Source organism: Bradyrhizobium yuanmingense (assembly GCF_029167105.1).
Classification (GTDB): Bacteria; Pseudomonadota; Alphaproteobacteria; order Rhizobiales; family Xanthobacteraceae; genus Bradyrhizobium; species Bradyrhizobium yuanmingense_A.
Genome location: NZ_JARFML010000034.1, coordinates 42,445 through 57,622, shown reverse-complemented (window position 1 = coordinate 57,622; position 15,178 = coordinate 42,445). Strand labels below are relative to the sequence as shown.

15 protein-coding genes are annotated in these 15,178 nt (G+C 64.9%); 8 read left to right on the top strand and 7 right to left on the bottom strand.

What is annotated here, in order from left to right; genetic code table 11:
• Nucleotides 1-2 precede the first annotated feature (2 nt).
• The 5 genes from P0R31_RS32265 to P0R31_RS32245 all read left to right on the top strand — a co-directional run bounded on the left by P0R31_RS32265 (nucleotide 3) and on the right by P0R31_RS32245 (nucleotide 5,358).
• Nucleotides 3-845: a fumarylacetoacetate hydrolase family protein gene (locus P0R31_RS32265; protein ID WP_275518617.1), complete on the top strand. Its 843-nt coding sequence runs from the start codon at nucleotides 3-5 to the stop codon at nucleotides 843-845.
• A gap of 137 nt (nucleotides 846-982) precedes the next feature.
• The gene (locus tag P0R31_RS32260) at nucleotides 983-1,594 is read left to right on the top strand and encodes a glutathione S-transferase family protein (protein ID WP_275518616.1); all 612 of its coding nucleotides are present in this window, start codon (nucleotides 983-985) and stop codon (nucleotides 1,592-1,594) included.
• Nucleotides 1,595-1,609: 15 nt separating this feature from the next.
• A complete protein-coding gene (locus tag P0R31_RS32255; RefSeq protein WP_275518615.1) occupies nucleotides 1,610-2,482 on the top strand; it encodes an MBL fold metallo-hydrolase in 873 nt (290 codons plus the stop codon).
• A 104-nt stretch (nucleotides 2,483-2,586) separates the two neighbouring features.
• Complete coding sequence (locus P0R31_RS32250; protein WP_275518614.1) at nucleotides 2,587-3,735, top strand: alpha/beta hydrolase; 1,149 nt, start codon at nucleotides 2,587-2,589, stop codon at nucleotides 3,733-3,735.
• Between the two features lie 150 nt (nucleotides 3,736-3,885).
• Complete coding sequence (locus P0R31_RS32245) at nucleotides 3,886-5,358, top strand: amidase (RefSeq protein ID WP_275518613.1); 1,473 nt, start codon at nucleotides 3,886-3,888, stop codon at nucleotides 5,356-5,358.
• 117 nt (nucleotides 5,359-5,475) lie between these two features.
• Here the strand turns inward: P0R31_RS32245 and P0R31_RS32240 are convergent, their stop codons facing one another.
• Nucleotides 5,476-6,564, bottom strand: a complete 1,089-nt coding sequence (locus tag P0R31_RS32240; protein ID WP_275518612.1) for a Zn-dependent alcohol dehydrogenase — start codon at nucleotides 6,562-6,564, stop codon at nucleotides 5,476-5,478.
• A 45-nt stretch (nucleotides 6,565-6,609) separates the two neighbouring features.
• A complete protein-coding gene (locus P0R31_RS32235; RefSeq protein ID WP_275518611.1) occupies nucleotides 6,610-8,394 on the bottom strand; it encodes an acyl-CoA dehydrogenase family protein in 1,785 nt (594 codons plus the stop codon).
• 221 nt (nucleotides 8,395-8,615) lie between these two features.
• Here P0R31_RS32235 and P0R31_RS32230 point away from each other — a divergent pair, with 221 nt between their 5' ends.
• Nucleotides 8,616-9,317 (top strand): SDR family oxidoreductase, encoded by a 702-nt coding sequence (locus P0R31_RS32230; RefSeq protein ID WP_275518609.1) that lies wholly within the window; start codon nucleotides 8,616-8,618, stop codon nucleotides 9,315-9,317.
• Between the two features lie 122 nt (nucleotides 9,318-9,439).
• Nucleotides 9,440-10,270 carry an enoyl-CoA hydratase gene (locus P0R31_RS32225; protein WP_275518607.1) on the top strand — a complete coding sequence of 277 codons (831 nt, stop codon included), beginning with the start codon at nucleotides 9,440-9,442 and terminating at the stop codon, nucleotides 10,268-10,270.
• A 210-nt stretch (nucleotides 10,271-10,480) separates the two neighbouring features.
• On the opposite strand, the gene P0R31_RS32220 is transcribed toward P0R31_RS32225, so the two are convergent.
• Both P0R31_RS32220 and P0R31_RS32215 read right to left on the bottom strand, forming a co-directional pair.
• A complete protein-coding gene (locus P0R31_RS32220; RefSeq protein WP_275518606.1) occupies nucleotides 10,481-11,104 on the bottom strand; it encodes a GNAT family N-acetyltransferase in 624 nt (207 codons plus the stop codon).
• 68 nt (nucleotides 11,105-11,172) lie between these two features.
• A complete protein-coding gene (locus P0R31_RS32215; RefSeq protein ID WP_275518605.1) occupies nucleotides 11,173-11,376 on the bottom strand; it encodes a DUF1127 domain-containing protein in 204 nt (67 codons plus the stop codon).
• 110 nt (nucleotides 11,377-11,486) lie between these two features.
• Here P0R31_RS32215 and P0R31_RS32210 point away from each other — a divergent pair, with 110 nt between their 5' ends.
• The gene (locus tag P0R31_RS32210) at nucleotides 11,487-12,386 is read left to right on the top strand and encodes a transcriptional regulator GcvA (protein ID WP_275518603.1); all 900 of its coding nucleotides are present in this window, start codon (nucleotides 11,487-11,489) and stop codon (nucleotides 12,384-12,386) included.
• 143 nt (nucleotides 12,387-12,529) lie between these two features.
• On the opposite strand, the gene P0R31_RS32205 is transcribed toward P0R31_RS32210, so the two are convergent.
• From P0R31_RS32205 to P0R31_RS32195, 3 genes are read right to left on the bottom strand one after another with little or no spacing between them, the layout of a single operon-like run.
• Nucleotides 12,530-12,943 carry a Rieske (2Fe-2S) protein gene (locus P0R31_RS32205; RefSeq protein WP_063686670.1) on the bottom strand — a complete coding sequence of 138 codons (414 nt, stop codon included), beginning with the start codon at nucleotides 12,941-12,943 and terminating at the stop codon, nucleotides 12,530-12,532.
• Entirely contained in the window at nucleotides 12,943-14,052 is a 1,110-nt protein-coding gene (locus tag P0R31_RS32200; protein WP_275518601.1) for an amidohydrolase family protein, read from the bottom strand. The genes P0R31_RS32205 and P0R31_RS32200 overlap by 1 nt, the downstream gene beginning before the upstream one ends.
• Before the next feature lie 25 nt (nucleotides 14,053-14,077).
• Nucleotides 14,078-15,136: an amidohydrolase family protein gene (locus tag P0R31_RS32195; RefSeq protein ID WP_275518600.1), complete on the bottom strand. Its 1,059-nt coding sequence runs from the start codon at nucleotides 15,134-15,136 to the stop codon at nucleotides 14,078-14,080.
• Between the last annotated feature and the right edge of the window lie 42 nt (nucleotides 15,137-15,178).

Here is a 15,178-nt window from a genome sequence, read left to right as displayed (position 1 = left end):
GAATGAAGCTTGTTCGTTATGGCGAGAAGGGGGCGGAAAAGCCCGGCCTGATCGACAGATCCGGCCAGTTGCGCGACCTGTCGGCGCATGTGAAGGACCTCACCGGCGAGGCCTATTCGCCGGAATCCCTGAAGAAGCTGGCGGCGCTCGATCCCGCCTCGCTGCCCGCCGTCTCCGGCAAGCCGCGGTTCGGTGCCCCCGTCACCGGCATCTCGAAATTCGTGGCGATCGGCCTCAACTATTCCGACCATGCCAAGGAGACCGGCGCCGAGATCCCGAGCGAGCCGATCATCTTCATGAAGGCCAACACCTCGCTGTCGGGCCCGAACGATCCGGTCGAGAAGCCGCGCGGCTCGACCAAGCTCGACTGGGAGGTCGAGATCGCCGCCATCATCGGCACCCGCGCCAAATACGTCTCGGAAGCCGACGCGCTGAACCACGTTGCCGGCTATTGCGTCTGCAACGACGTCTCCGAGCGCGCCTTCCAGATCGAGCGCCTGGGTCAATGGACCAAGGGCAAGTCGCACGACACGTTCGGCCCGCTCGGACCCTGGCTTGCCACCAAGGACGAGATCAAGGACGTGCAGAACCTGTCGATGTGGCTCGACGTCAACGGCCAGCGCCGCCAGACCGGCTCGACCAAGACCATGATCTTCTCCATGGCCAAGTGCATCTCCTATGTCTCGCAGTTCATGACGCTCCTGCCCGGCGACGTCATCACCACGGGCACCCCGCCCGGCGTCGGCCTCGGCATGAAGCCGCCGACCTTCCTCAATGTCGGCGACGTCGTCACGCTCGGCATCGAAGGCCTCGGCGAGCAGCGCCAGGAGGTCGTGGCGGCGTAAGGCCTCCGTCTCTCGCCGTCATTGCGAGCGAAGCGAAGCAATCCAGAATCCCTCCGCGGCGACACTCTGGATTGCTTCGTCGCTTCGCTCCTCGCAATGACGAAAACCAGTTGCCGGTCACCGCCCAGGGAATTCCCATGAAGCTCACCTTCTCCCCCGCCTCGCCCTTTGCCCGCAAGGTGCGCATCGCCGCGATCGAGCTCGGGCTGATCGACAAGATCGAGCTCGTGCCTGCGAGCGTCGTGCCGGGCACGGCCAACGAGGACTATTCGAAGATCACGCCGCTGAAGAAGCTGCCGGTGCTGATCAACAACGACGGCGAGGTGATCCTGGATTCCTACGTCATCGTCGAATATCTCAACGAGATCGCCGGCGGCAGCCTGGTCCCGGATTACGGCCCGCGGCGCTGGAAGGCCAAGACCAATCACTCGCTGATCAACGGCATGCTCGATTCCATGCTGCTGTGCCGCTACGAGAAGATGGTGCGGCCGCAGGGCCTGCAATGGCAGGCCTGGTCGGACGATCACTGGAACAGGGCCTGGACCGGCATGGCGCGCTTCGAGAACATGCCTGACGTGCTGAACGGCCCGTTCGACATCTCGCAGATCGGCCTCGTTTGCGTGCTCGGCTATGCCGACTTCCGCTTCGCCGATTGCGGCTGGCGCAAGGCCTTTCCCAAGCTCGACGCCTTCCACCAGAAGATGCTGGAGCGGCCCTCCGTCAAGATCTCGGTGCCGCCAGCGGCATAAGTCTCAGGAGTCCTCATGAGCCTCAAGTTCTCGGTCGGCGATCTCACCATCCATCGCGTCATCGAGCAGGAGACCTCGTTCGTCCCGGCGCTGGAAATGCTGCCGGGGCTGACGGCCGAGGTGCTGGCCGAGAACCGGGCCTGGATGCGCGAGGCGAAGGCGCTGGACGAAGAGGACGTGCTGCTGCTGTGCTTCCAGTCCTACGTGGTGAAGACGCCGCATCACACCATTTTGGTCGACAGCTGCATCGGTAACGACAAGCCGCGGCCCAATCGTCCGAAATGGAACATGAAGACGGACGATACCTACCTGCGGGGACTCGATGCCGCGGGGTTTTCGGTCGACGACATCGACTTCGTGATGTGCACGCATCTGCATGTCGATCATGTCGGCTGGAATACGCGTCTGGAGAACGGCCGCTGGGTGCCGACCTTCCCCAAGGCGCGCTATGTGTTCGCCAAGCAGGAGTTCGATCACTGGTCCGCGCAGAACGCGAAGACGGAGATTCCGCCCTTCGTCGATAGCGTGTTGCCGGTGGTCGAGGCCAACAGGCACGAGCTCGTCGGCAACGACCACGAGATCGGCGACCACGTCCGCATCCTGCCGACACCTGGCCATACGCCGGGCCATATCGCCATCGCGATGGGCCGCGGCAAGGACGATGCGGTGTTCTCCGGCGATCTCATGCACTCGCCCCTGCAGACGCTCTACCCGGAGCTGTCGATCAAGTTCGACGTCGATCCGGCCGCAGCCGCGAAGACGCGCCGCAGCTTCCTGGAGCGCTATTGCGACACCGACACGCTGTGCTGCACGGCGCATTTTCCCTCGCCGTCAGTGGGGAAGATCCGGCGCAAGGGCAACGCGTTCGTTTGCGCGGCGGTGTCGTAGGATGGGCAAAGCGAAGCGTGCCCACGCCGTCTCGCGTTGAAAACGGTGGGCACGGCGCTTTGCGCCTTTGCCCGCCCTACGATACTGCCCGTGTGGAGAATACCATGACCGCACTCGCCGACATTCCCCTGCCCGCCGGCATCCGCTCGCGTACCGTCGACGGCATCAACGGCTTGCGGATGCATGTGCTGGAGGCCGGTTTCGAGACCAAGGGACGACCCTGCATCCTGCTGCTGCACGGCTTTCCCGAGCTCGCCTTCTCCTGGCGCAAGGTGATGCCGGCGCTTGGCGCGGCCGGCTACCACGTGATCGCACCGGACCAGCGCGGCTACGGGCGCACCACGGGATGGAGCGCGGAGTACGACGGCCCTCTCGCGCCGTTCTCGCTGTTCAATCTCGTGCGCGATGCGCTCGGGCTGGTGTCGGCGTTCGGCTACAGGCAGGTCGATGTGGTCGGACATGATTTTGGCAGCCCGGTCGCAGCCTGGTGCGCCTTGATCCGGCCCGACGTGTTTCGTTCGGTGACGATGCTGAGCGCGCCATTCGGCGGACCGCCGCCGCTGCCGTTCGGCACGGTCGACAATCCGGCGGAGCCCGCGGTGGAGGACCCCGTGCATCGCGAACTCGCCGCGCTGCCGCGGCCACGCAAGCACTACCAATGGTACTATTCGACGCGCGAGGCGAACGCCGCCATGCACCGCGCACCGCAGGGCGTGCACGATTTCCTGCGCGCCTATTATCATCACAAGAGCGCGGACTGGACCGACAACAAGCCCTATCCGCTGCAAGCATGGTCGGCACAGGAGCTGGCGAAGCTGCCGACCTATTACGTAATGGACTTGCACGAGACCATGGCCGAGACGGTCGCGAAGGAGATGCCCTCGCCGGCCGCGATCGCCACGAACAAATGGCTGCCGGACAGCGACCTTGCCTATTACAGCGCCGAATACAGCCGCACCGGATTTCAGGGCGGGCTGCAATGGTACCGCTACGGCACGTCGGGCATGCTCAACAACGAGATGCAATTGTTTGCCGGCCGCAGCATCGACGTGCCCTCCTGCTTCATCTCAGGCAAGCAGGATTGGGGCACTTATCAGCGGCCCGGCGTATTCGAGACGATGCAGCGCAGCGCGTGCACGAAGATGCTCGGCTGCCATCTCATCGACGGCGCCGGCCATTGGGTCCAGCAGGAGCAGCCGGCCGCCGTGAGCAGGCTGCTGCTCGACTTCCTCGCCAAGGCGGGCGTGGCCTGATTTGGACAGGGGAACCACGGCTGGGGGCGGCGTAGCTCGTATCACACTCGCTGTCTACGGCTAGCAGCACATCAATCTCCATCAAACAGCCGTTGCGAGATTCGGCCAGACTGCGCATCATCCTTCAGCAACCAGAGCGGGAGAAGCGCCGTGGCCGGATCGGAATGGAGTTTCAGGAGTGCGGTCGAACTGTCGGCCGCGTTGCGTGCGAAGAAGGTCTCGGCGGTCGAGCTCGCGCAGGAGGCGATCGCGCGTATCGAACGGCACGACGGCAAGATCAACGCGGTGTGCGTGCGCGACTTCGATCGCGCGCTCGCTGCGGCGCGCGAGGCGGATGCGGCGCTGGCACGCGGCGAGCGCAAGCCGCTGCTCGGCCTGCCCACGACGATCAAGGAATCCTTCAACATCGCCGGCCTGCCGACGACCTGGGGATTCGTGCCGCAGAAGGACTTCAAGCCCGTAGAAGACGCGCTGGCGGTGACCCGCATCAAGCAGGCCGGCGGCGTGATCCTCGGCAAGACCAACGTGCCGGTCGGGCTCGGCGACTGGCAGAGCTACAACGACATCTACGGCACCACCAACAACCCCTACGATCTCGGCCGCACGCCGGGCGGTTCGTCCGGTGGCTCGGCGGCAGCTCTCGCTGCAGGCTATTGCGCGCTCGCCACCGGCTCGGACATCGGTGGCTCCCTGCGTGTGCCGGCATTTCATTGCGGCGTGTTCGCGCACAAGCCGACCCTCAATCTCTGCGCGGCGCGCGGCGAGACCCCGCCGCCGTTTCCAGCCATTCCGCGCGAGGGCGACCTCGCCGTCATCGGGCCGATGGCGCGCACGGCGGCGGATCTGTCCTTGCTGCTCGACGTCATGGCGGGGCCCGATCCGCTCGATTCCGGTATCGCCTACAAGCTCGATTTGCCGGCCGCGCGGCATCAGTCGCTGCGGGATTTTCGTGTCCTGGTGATCGACAGCCATCCCCTGCTGCCGAGCGACCGGGATGTCCGCGCCGCAATCGACAGGCTCGCGGCCGATCTTGCGACGGCCAGCGTCACCGTCGCGCGCGAGAGCGCGCTGCTCCCGGACTTCGCGGAGACGTCGCGGCTTTACATGCGCATGCTGCTGGGCTTCCTCGGCGCGTTCCTACCTCCCGACGAGCTGGCGGATGCGCAGGCGCGGGCAAGTCAGCTCTCGCCGGAAGATCGCAGCCTCGTCACGGAGCGACTGCGCGGCATCACCGCGAGCCACCGCGCCTGGGTGCTCGATGCGGGTAGCCGCGCCGTCCTGCGCGCGCAATGGCGGGCGTTGTTCAAGAGCTTCGACGCGGTGATCTGCCCGATCATGCCGACGCCGGCCTTTCCGCACGATCATTCGCCGGAGCAGCGCCTGCGAACGATCAGCATCGACGGCGAGGATTACCCCTATTCCGACCAGCTCGCCTGGCCGGGCATCGCAACGCTTCCCGGCCTGCCGGCAACGGCGGTTCCGCTCGGCCTGTCGAAACACGGCCTGCCCGTCGGCGCTCAGATCGTGGGTCCCTTCCTCGAGGACAGGACGCCACTCAAGCTCGCCGAGCTGATCGAGCGCGAGTTCGGCGGCTTCGTGCCGCCGAAGATGTTCGATGATTGATTCCTTCACGTCATTGCGAGCGAAGCGAAGCAATCCAGACCATCTCCGCGAAGACTGCTGGATTGCTTCGTCGCGAGGGCTCCTCGCAATGACGGAGAGAAAACAGCGATTCTGGAATCAACTATCGAACACGATCACGCTGCGCAGCGTCTTGCCCGCTTTCATGTTGGCAAAGCCCTCGTTGATCTCGGAGAGCTTCAGCTTGGCCGAGATCCAGTCTTCCAGATGCAGCCGGCCGCGCAAATAGAAATCGACCAGGCGCGGCATGTCGCCGCGAAAGTGGTTCGAGCCCATCGAGGAGCCCTGGATTTTGCGCTCACGCAGAAAGTCGAAGCCGTGCAGCTCGATCTTCTGGCCGAACGGGATCATGCCGACGATGGTGGCGGTGCCGCCGGAGGCGAGCATCGCAAAAGCCTGCTCGGCCGTCTCCTTGCGGCCGAGCACCTCGAAGGCATGGTGCACGCCGCCGTTGGTGAGGTCGCGCACCTGCTTCACGACATCGCCCTCGGCCGGGTTGATGATGTCGGTCGCGCCCAGCTTGGTCGCGAGCTGGAGTTTTGCGGGATTGGTGTCGATGGCGATGATACGGCCGGCGCCGGCGATCTGCGCGCCGTTGATCGCGGCCATGCCGACGCCGCCACAGCCGATCACCGCCACGGTCTCGCCGGCCGTCACCTTCGCCGTGTTCACCACCGCGCCATAGCCGGTGATGACGCCGCAGCCGATCAGCGCGGCGAGATCGAGCGGCATGTCCTTGCGGATCTTCACAATGGCGTTCTCGTGCACCAGCATCTGCTCGGCGAAGGAGGAGAGGTTGAGGAACTGGTGCAGCTTCTCCGGCTTCGACCATTGCATCCGGTTGGAGACGCCCGGCAGCATCTTCACCGTGGCGTCGGTGCAGAGCACGGTGCGGCCGGTGGTGCAATTGTCGCAGGTGCCGCAGAAGACGGACAGACACGTGACGACGTGGTCGCCAGGCTTGACGTAGGTGACGTCGGAGCCGACCTGTTCGACGACGCCGGCGGATTCGTGCCCGAGCACCGCCGGCAGCGGATGCGGATAGAGCCCTTCCATGAAATGCAGATCGGAATGGCAGAGGCCTGCCACCGCGGTGCGGATCAGCACTTCGCGCGGGCCGGGCTTGGGCAGGCTGATGTCCTCGATGACGAGCGGCTGGTTGACTTCATAAAGGACGGCGGCCTTCATCGAACACTCCCTATCGCGCTTTTTGTTTGATCGCAGTCGCGCAGCCTACGCCGCCAGGACCAGTTCGCCAACCTCGCTCATGCCGGCGGCGCGATCGCCGAGCAGCAGTTCGCCGATCTTCGCCTGCGCGGTATTTTCCGTCAGCCGGAACGGATCGCTCGGCGTCACCCGATGGTCGATCACGAGGCGCGACAGCAGCAGCCGGCGTGCATCGCCGCGCATGCCGTGGATGCGATGTGCTTCCCAGGCGAACGCGACTGCGCTGGCGACGTGATAGAGCGCGCTGGTGGCGCGGCGCGCATCGGCTTCGTTCTCGGACTTGGCCGCAACTTCACGTGCGAAGCTGACGGCGCGGTCGGTGAGGCCACGCAGATGATCGCGCCAGGCCTGCGGTACCGAGCCGCTGTCGTCGAGCCGGGCGTGCAGATCGGCCGCGAGCGCGGATTCCGCGCCATGACGACCCACAGCCCGCCGCAGCGCATCGATCGCGACAATGTTGCCGGTGCCTTCCCAGACCGAGCCGAGATGCGCATCGCGCAGCAGGCGGGCGGTGGCGAATTCCTCGATATAGCCGATACCTCCGCGCATCTCGAGCGCATCGCCGCAGACCTTGCGCGCATCGCGCGTGGCGCGGAATTTCAGCGTCGGGGTGAGAATGCGCAGCAGCGCCGCGGCGTCCTGGCTGCCGGCCTCGGCACGGTCGAGGGCATCAGCAGTGAGGAAGCTCATCGACAGACCCTGCTCCACCGGCAGCATGATCTTGAGCATCTGCCGCCGTCCCAGCGGCAGATCGATGATGCGCTGGCCGAACACGACCCGGTTGGTCGCCACCGTCATCGCATCGTGATAGGCGCGGCGCATCAGCGCGGTGGACTTGACGCCGTTGGACAGCCGCGAGGAGTTCACCATCTCGGCCATCTGCACGAAACCACGGTCGAGCTTGCCGACGGCGTAGGCGATCGCGCCTTCGAGCTTGATCTCGCCCGAGGCCATCGAGCGCGTCCCGAGCTTGTCCTTGAGGCGCACGATCCGGTAATAGTTCTGCGTGCCGTCGTCGAGGAAACGCGGCATCAGGAACAGGCCGACGCCGCGCGTGCCGGGGCCGGCGCCTTCAGGCCGCGCCAGCAGCATCACGACTTTCGCATCGGCATTCGAGCAGAACCATTTCTCGCCATAGAGGCGCCAATGGTCGCCCTCCTGCACCGCGCGCGTGGTCAGCGTGCCGACGTCGGAGCCGCCCTCCTTCTCGGTCATGAACTGGCCGCCCTGGGTCAGCTTGCTCATATCGGTCGAGGTCAGGCTATCCAGATATTTCGCCTTCAGCGCCTCGCTGCCGAAATTGGCGAGCAGCTTGGCGCAGCCGTCGGTGACGTTGATCGGGCAGCCCATGCCGAATTCGGTCTGGTTGAACAGGAAGGTGAAAGCATGCTTGGCGACAACAGGATATTTGTCCGGCCAGCCCATGATGCCCTTAGCGTTCGAGAGCGCATGGATGCCGAACTCGCCGAACGCGGCGTTCTCCAGCTCGCGATAGGCCGGGTGATATTCGATCCACTGCACGTCGCGGCCGAACTTGTCGCGCTGGTGCAGAATGGGCGTGTGGCGGTCGGCGAGCCGCGCGCATTCGTCGAGACGGCCGCCGGCGAGCTCACCGAGGCGGTCGAGATGCGGCTCGATGTGACGGAACAGGTTCTCCGGCAGATGAATGCGCAGCAGGTCGGTGAGCGCGGGATCGGCGCGGTAGAAATTCATGCCCGACGTATCGGGCGCGAGCAGGCCGGAGGGTGCGGCCGCGACATCTTTTGGCTGCGCTGTGACCGGTCCGGGCATGATCTTCCTCTTCGTTTCCGTCCGACGGCAATTCTTTGCGCTTGCCGCTTTGGATGATGTCGATCATGCTCCAGCCGCGGACAACGATAAAGCCGCAAAATGTCAGGCCGGCATGATCGCCGCGAGGGAGCAATTCGCCCTGCGGAATTGTGATCGCCCCGCTGGTTGTCCGCAGGGACCATGCATAGATCAACGGCTCCCTTCTTCCGAGAGATCACGCCATGGAACACCCGAAATACAGGATCGCCCTCATCGTCGGTGCCGGCGAAGGCCTCAGCGCTTCGCTGGCGCGCTTGCTTGCGGCGCAGGGCATCCGCATCGCGCTCGCCGCACGCAAGATCGAGAAGCTTGGCGCGCTCTGCACCGAGACCGGGGCCAAGGCCTATGCCTGCAACGCCACCGAGCCCGACGAGGTGGAGCGGCTGTTCGGCCTGGTCGAGCGCGAGATCGGCACGCCCGATCTCGTCGTCTACAACGCCTCCGGCCGCACGCGCGGGCCGTTCGTCGATCTCGTGCCGGCCGACGTCGCGCAGGCGATTGCGGTCAGCGCCTATGGCGGCTTCCTGGTGGCGCAGCAGGCGGCCAAGCGCATGCTGCCGAACCAGCACGGCGCGATCCTGTTCACCGGCGCCTCGGCCAGCGTCAAGGGCTATGCGCAGTCCGCTCCCTTCGCCATGGGCAAGTTCGCGCTGCGCGGACTTGCCCAGAGCATGGCGCGCGAATTGTCGCCGCAGGGTATCCATGTCGCGCATTTCGTCATCGACGGCGGCATCAGGAGCGCGACGCGAAGCGAGCCGGCGGACAAGCCGGATTCAATGCTCGATCCCGACGCGATCGCACAGAGCTATTGGAACGTGCTACAGCAGCCGCGCAGCGCCTGGAGCTGGGAGCTGGAGCTGCGGCCCTGGGTGGAGAGGTTTTGACGGCAAGCTGACAACAACACCCGTCATTGCGAGGAGCGAAGCGACGAAGCAATCCAGACCGGCTCCACGGAAAGATTCTGGATTGCTTCGCTTCGCTCGCAATGACGAACGAGGGAGGCGACATGACCACGGAAACCACCATCGATACCGGCACCAGCGAGCTCCTCTGCACGATCCGCGACCGCGTCGCTGTGATCACGCTGAACCGGCCGGAGGCGCGCAATTCACTGTCGGATGCGCTGACACCGGCGCTGCGCACGATGATCCGGAGCTGCGGCGAGAATCCCGATGTCGGCGCGCTGCTGCTGACCGGCGCGGGCGAAGCCTTCTGCGCCGGCGGCAACGTCAAGGGCATGGGTGCGCATCGCGACAAGGCCAAGCTCGACATGTCCTTTGACGACAAGGTCGCCGACCTGCAGGAGCGGCAGCGGCGGCTCACCGGCGCGCTGGTGTCTGTGCGCAAGCCGACGATCGCCGCGCTCCCCGGCCCCGCGGTCGGCGCCGGGCTCGCCATCGCCATGGCCTGCGACATCCGCATCGCCGCGCAATCCGCCTTCGTCGCCACCGGCTATGCCCGCATCGCGCTGTCAGGCGATTACGGCATCGCCTGGCTGCTCACTCGGCTGGTCGGCACCGCGCGGGCGCGCGAATTGATGTTCACCGGTGATCGCGTCGATGCGGCGCGTTGCGAAGCCATCGGCCTCGTCAACCGCGTGGTGCCTGATGACAAGCTGCAAGCCGAGGCCTTCGCGCTGGCCAGATCGCTCGCCGAAGGCCCGCGCCTCGCGCTGCGCTACATGAAGGACAATCTCGACGAGGCCCTGCTGTTCGACTTCGAAACCGCGCGCGACCACGAAGCCGAGCGGCTGGTCCGCCTCACCACGACCGCCGACCACAAGGAGGCCGTGCAGGCCTTCATCGACAAGCGCAAGGCGGTGTTCACGGGGAAGTAGGCGCGCCTAACATCTACAGCGTCATTCCGGGGCGATGCGCAGCATCGAGCCCGGAATCCATTGGGCCGCAAACGCGCGGTGAAATGGATTCTCAGATGCGCAATTGCGCATCATAGCTCGCGCTCCGCGCGCCCCGGAATGACGTTGAAAAGAGACCGCGCAACAAAAAAACGCCCGGCTCTGGCTTGGCCAGGCCGGGCTGCAGTCATGTCAAGCCGAGGCTGAGGGGCTGTCGGCCTGACGGGAAAGGGCGGCGAGGCGCCAGCTCGCGCAGGGAATGTCTTGCGGAGCGAGGTTGATCTCCTTGTCGAAGCGCACCAGCTTCCAGTCATCAGGATGGTTGGCGAACGTGAAGCCGGATTTGCGCGCGAGCGAGACCATGGCCTCGTTGGCGCGCAGCGTGTCGCCGTAGATGTGCTCCGCACCGAGCGCGGCCGCGCGGCATTCGAGGTTCTTCATGAGCGCGGTGGCGATGCCGTGGCCCTGCCAGCGGTCATCGACCGAGAGGCCGAACTCGAGCGTCGCGGTCTCGGCATGGAAGGCATAGCGCGCTTCGGCGACGATGGTGTCGAAGCCGTCGACCATCATGGTCGCCACGACGGTGAAGCGCTCGCGCTCGCCGACCTCGAGGAAATCGTGCAGCAGGCCCTTGGGCAATTCGCTGATCGCGCCGAAGAAGCGGTTGTAGCGGGAGCGGGTCGAGAGCGAGCGGAAATAGTGCTGCAGCTCATCGGTGTCGCGCGGCTCGACGAAGCGGACATTGAGCCGCTCACCGTGCCTTGTGCGCAGCACGTCCGAATATTGCTTGAGGTCTTCGAGGCGAAGCGAGCTCATGACACATGCCTTGCGGAAAAGGGACCGCCGGCGCCCCTGTGCTCAGGCGGCGCCGGCCTGGCGGCCTGTCAGGCCCGCCAGAAGGGTTTCTCGGCCTCGTAGGCAATGTCGGACCACGACAGCCCGACGTCCTGGAGATCGCGGGCGGTCCAGTGGGTCAGCTCGCGCCGGGTCCGGTACCGCTCGTGCCAGACGTGGAGAACCTCGCCGATCTGGTAGAGGAGGCCGTGTGCATGATGATTTGTCATCGAATTGTCGGTCAATGTAGACATTTTCAGCTCCTGGAGCTAAGTTGACCGCTAATATCTGCCTTCTGCTGCGCCGCGACAAACGACAATTTGTACCTTTTCGCATGAAATAACGTCATGCATCCTGCTGCCAAATGACTGCCAGATTGCCCTCCCTGAACGGATTGCGGGCGTTCGAGGCCGCCGCGCGCCATCTCAGCTTCACGCTCGCTGCCAGCGAACTGAACGTGACCCAGACCGCGATCAGCCATCAGATCCGCAGGCTGGAGGAGGAGCTCGGCATCCGCCTGTTCATCCGGCAGAACCGCGCGCTGGCGCTGACGCCGGAGGCGCGCGATTATTTGCCGGGCGTCCGCGCCGCCTTCAACGATTTGCGCCTCGCCACCGACCGTCTGCTGCGCAAGGACGACGACAAGGTGCTGACAGTGTCGACGCTGGCCTCGCTCGCCGCCAAATGGCTGCTGCCGCGGCTGACCGATTTCCAGGAGCAGCACCCCGGCATCGATGTGCGCATCACCACCTCGACCAGCCTCGTCGATTTCCAGCGCGACAATGTCGATGCCGCGATCCGCTATGGCCGCGGCCAATGGCCCGGCCTTCGCGCCGACTGGCTGATGGCGGACGAGCTGTTTCCGGTGTGCAGCCCGTCGCTGCTGCGCGGCGACAAGCCGCTGCGCCGCCCCGAGGACCTGCGCAACCATCCGCTGCTGCACACGTCGAGCACCAACAGCGACGACTGGCGGCTGTGGCTGACCGCGGCGGGCCTGCCGGCCGATATCGCAAGACACCCCGGCATCACCTTCGACATGATCTTCATGACCATCCAGGCGGCGATCGACGGCATCGGCGTCGCGATGGGACGGACCTCCTACGTGCAGGACGACATCGCCAAAGGCCGGCTCGTGGTCCCCTTCAAGATCGCACTGCCGGCGGACGCCGGCTTCTACCTGGTCGCGCCGGACGGTCGTCGCGAGGCGCCGAAGCTGGCTGCGTTTCGGCAATGGGTGCTCGCGGCGGCGCAGAACAAGGTGTGAAAAATCGGTAGCTTCTTCCCCCTGGAATGTCATTCCGGGGCGCCTCGAAGAGGCGAGCCCGGAATCCATTTCTCCGAGCATTCCTGTCGCACGATGGATTCCGGGCTCGCGCTATGCGCGCCCCGGAATGACGGCGAGAGGAGTTACAGCTCCACCACCACGTAGTCGCTCTCGATTCTGACCGGGATGGTCTCGGCGACATAGGGCCCCTTTACCACGCTCGCGCCCGGCTCGACATGGGCGGGATAGGCCTTCACGCGGAAACGGCGGGGATCGCAATAGGATTGGCCGGTGCGGATGTCGAACTCCCAGCCGTGCCAGGGGCAGCGGATGATCTCACCGAGCTTGGTGTATTCGATCTCGCCGGGATTGCTCGACTGTGCGAGACCGATCAGCGGACCCTCGCACAGTGCCGCACCCTGATGCGGGCAGCGGTTCATCAGGCCGAAATATTCGCCCTTGATGTTGAAGACTGCAATCGGCCGCCCCTCAATCTCCAGGAATTTTCGCGTGCCCGGCGGAAGCTCGTCGACCGCGGCAATCACATGCCGCGCCATCAATTTAGTCCGTACAGCTTCTTTGCATTGCCGAGATAGAACGCCTCGCGGTCGGCCTCGCTGACGCCGGCCGGCAGCACGCGCGACGGCTCGTCATAGTCCCAATGCGGATAATCCGTTGCGAACAGCAACTTGTCCCAGCCGATCCATTTGATGACATCGAACAGATCCTCGCGCCTTTCAGGATCTTCCATCGGCTGCGTCGTCCACCACACCTGCTCGCGGATATATTCCGACGGCGGCCGCTTCACATGCGGCACCTCGCTCCGGAGCCGCTGCCAGGCCTTGTCGAGCCGCCACGCCAGCGACGGCGCCCAGCCGAAGCCGGCCTCGATCATCACCATCTTCAATTTCGGGAAGCGCTCGAACACGCCCTCCAGAACCAGGCTCGCCAGCGCCGATTGCTGGCACTGCGAATGCCCGACCATCTCCTCGATATAATAGGACGGCCAACCCGAGGGCGTGATCGGATTGCCGCCGAAGCCGAACGCGTGAACGCCGACGGGAAGACCCGCTTCTTCCGCAGCCTGATAGATCGGCCAATAGCGACGCTGGCCGAGCGGCTCGACATTGCGGCTGAGCAGCAGCACCTGCACGAAGTTCTTGTCCCCGGCGCGCTCGCGGATCTCGGCGGCGGCCGACAGCCCGTCCTCATTGCCGACCACGATCGAGGCCTTCAACCGCTTGTCCTTGCTGGTCCATTTGTCGATCTGCCAATCGTTGATGGCCGAGCACAGAGCGGCCGAGAGCTCGTGATTGCGGATGCCCTGTCCGGTGTTGAGCGGATTGAGCACGCCCAGCTGCACGTTGTTGGGATCGAGCAGTTGCTTCTGCATGAAGGCGAGCGAGGAACCTTGCGGGCCGCCTTCCGGCGGATAGGCATCGCGGCGCGAGGCGTTGGGCTGGGCCTTCGGATAGGGCGGGCCTTCCATCATGCCCTGATAGGCATGGACGCCGTAGACTTCGAGGTGATGCTGCCAGCGTTTGGCGAGGTAGGGATAGAGCTCGGTGTGGGTCGTGCGCGCCGGATGGATGTCGCAGTCCGCGATTGCGGTCTTGACGGTCAATGGCGAAGCGGCTTCTTGGTTCTCGCGGAACTGGATATTCATCGCCTTGCCTCCTTTGGCAGCGGGCTCATTTCAGGCGGGGATAGGTTGCATGCGGATTGTCGATCATGATCTTGCGCACGAGATCGGGGGACAGACCTTCGGGCAGCGCGTCCTGGCCGTCGAACTGCCAGTGCGGATAGTCCGTGGAGAATAGGACCAATTCGTCCGACTGCATATGATCAAACAGGCGAATTAATGTCTGAGGTTCCGGCGGCGCATCAAATGGCTGTAACGAGAAGCGGATGTTGCTGCGCACAATCTCCAGCGGCGCGCGATCGACCCACGGCGTCTCCATCCGTACCCCGCGCCAGAACTTGTGCAGGCGCCAGAGATAGGGCGCGATCCAGGATACGCCGGACTCCAGCATCACCATTTTCAACCGCGGATATTTGGCGAATACGCCCTCGACGATCAGGCTGGTGAGCTGGGTCTGGAACGCCTGGGCCTGCCCGACATAATCTTCGATGTGATAGGACCCCCAACCCACGGCGGTCGGCGGATTGTGATAGGCGGAACCGGCGTGGATGCCGACCGGGAGTTCCAGGCGTTCCGCGGCCTCGTAGATCGGCCACAGCGCGCGCTTGCCGAGCGGCGTATCGCCCATGACAAGCATCAGCACCTGCACGAAGCGCTTGTCGTGTGCACAGCGCTCGATCTCGGCAACGGCTTTCTCGACGCTTTGCGTCGGGATCACGATGGAGCCGCGCAGCCGCGGGTCGCGATCGAGCCATTCCTTGGCCAGCCAATCGTTCAGCGCGCGGCAGAAGGCGGCCTGCATGTCTTCCGAAAAGACCATCTGCACGCCGTAGAGCGGGTTGCAGATGGCGCATTCGAGCCTGAATGCATCGAGCACGTGGCGCTGCATGGCCTCCAGACTCTCGCCGGGCTTGCCGGTCTCGGGACGCCAGTCCGGCCGCGCGGTGATCGGCGAGTTCTGCGGATAGGATTGCGAGATAAGGTCGACCATGCCGCGCGTCGTCACCTGATCGCGCCAATAATCGTTCAGGTACGGCAGCAGGCTGGTCAGATGCGGCACGGCCGGATGCACGTCGCAGTCGATGCCGCCGGCGATCAGGGACGCCATCACGTCTCCCTTCTCACGTTTCCTCGCATGTCTCTACTTGTC

Bases quoted from the DNA above. Each gene is read 5' to 3' on its own strand.
- P0R31_RS32240 (WP_275518612.1), bottom strand. From the start codon at position 6,564: ATGAAGGCCGCCGTCCTTTATGAAGTCAACCAGCCGCTCGTCATCGAG.
- P0R31_RS32210 (WP_275518603.1), top strand. From the start codon at position 11,487: ATGACTGCCAGATTGCCCTCCCTGAACGGATTGCGGGCGTTCGAGGCC.
- P0R31_RS32205 (WP_063686670.1), bottom strand. From the start codon at position 12,943: ATGGCGCGGCATGTGATTGCCGCGGTCGACGAGCTTCCGCCGGGCACG.
- P0R31_RS32255 (WP_275518615.1), top strand. From the start codon at position 1,610: ATGAGCCTCAAGTTCTCGGTCGGCGATCTCACCATCCATCGCGTCATC.
- P0R31_RS32225 (WP_275518607.1), top strand. From the start codon at position 9,440: ATGACCACGGAAACCACCATCGATACCGGCACCAGCGAGCTCCTCTGC.
- P0R31_RS32260 (WP_275518616.1), top strand. From the start codon at position 983: ATGAAGCTCACCTTCTCCCCCGCCTCGCCCTTTGCCCGCAAGGTGCGC.
- P0R31_RS32200 (WP_275518601.1), bottom strand. From the start codon at position 14,052: ATGAATATCCAGTTCCGCGAGAACCAAGAAGCCGCTTCGCCATTGACC.
- P0R31_RS32235 (WP_275518611.1), bottom strand. From the start codon at position 8,394: ATGCCCGGACCGGTCACAGCGCAGCCAAAAGATGTCGCGGCCGCACCC.
- P0R31_RS32230 (WP_275518609.1), top strand. From the start codon at position 8,616: ATGGAACACCCGAAATACAGGATCGCCCTCATCGTCGGTGCCGGCGAA.
- P0R31_RS32215 (WP_275518605.1), bottom strand. From the start codon at position 11,376: ATGTCTACATTGACCGACAATTCGATGACAAATCATCATGCACACGGC.
- P0R31_RS32220 (WP_275518606.1), bottom strand. From the start codon at position 11,104: ATGAGCTCGCTTCGCCTCGAAGACCTCAAGCAATATTCGGACGTGCTG.
- P0R31_RS32265 (WP_275518617.1), top strand. From the start codon at position 3: ATGAAGCTTGTTCGTTATGGCGAGAAGGGGGCGGAAAAGCCCGGCCTG.
- P0R31_RS32250 (WP_275518614.1), top strand. From the start codon at position 2,587: ATGACCGCACTCGCCGACATTCCCCTGCCCGCCGGCATCCGCTCGCGT.
- P0R31_RS32195 (WP_275518600.1), bottom strand. From the start codon at position 15,136: ATGGCGTCCCTGATCGCCGGCGGCATCGACTGCGACGTGCATCCGGCC.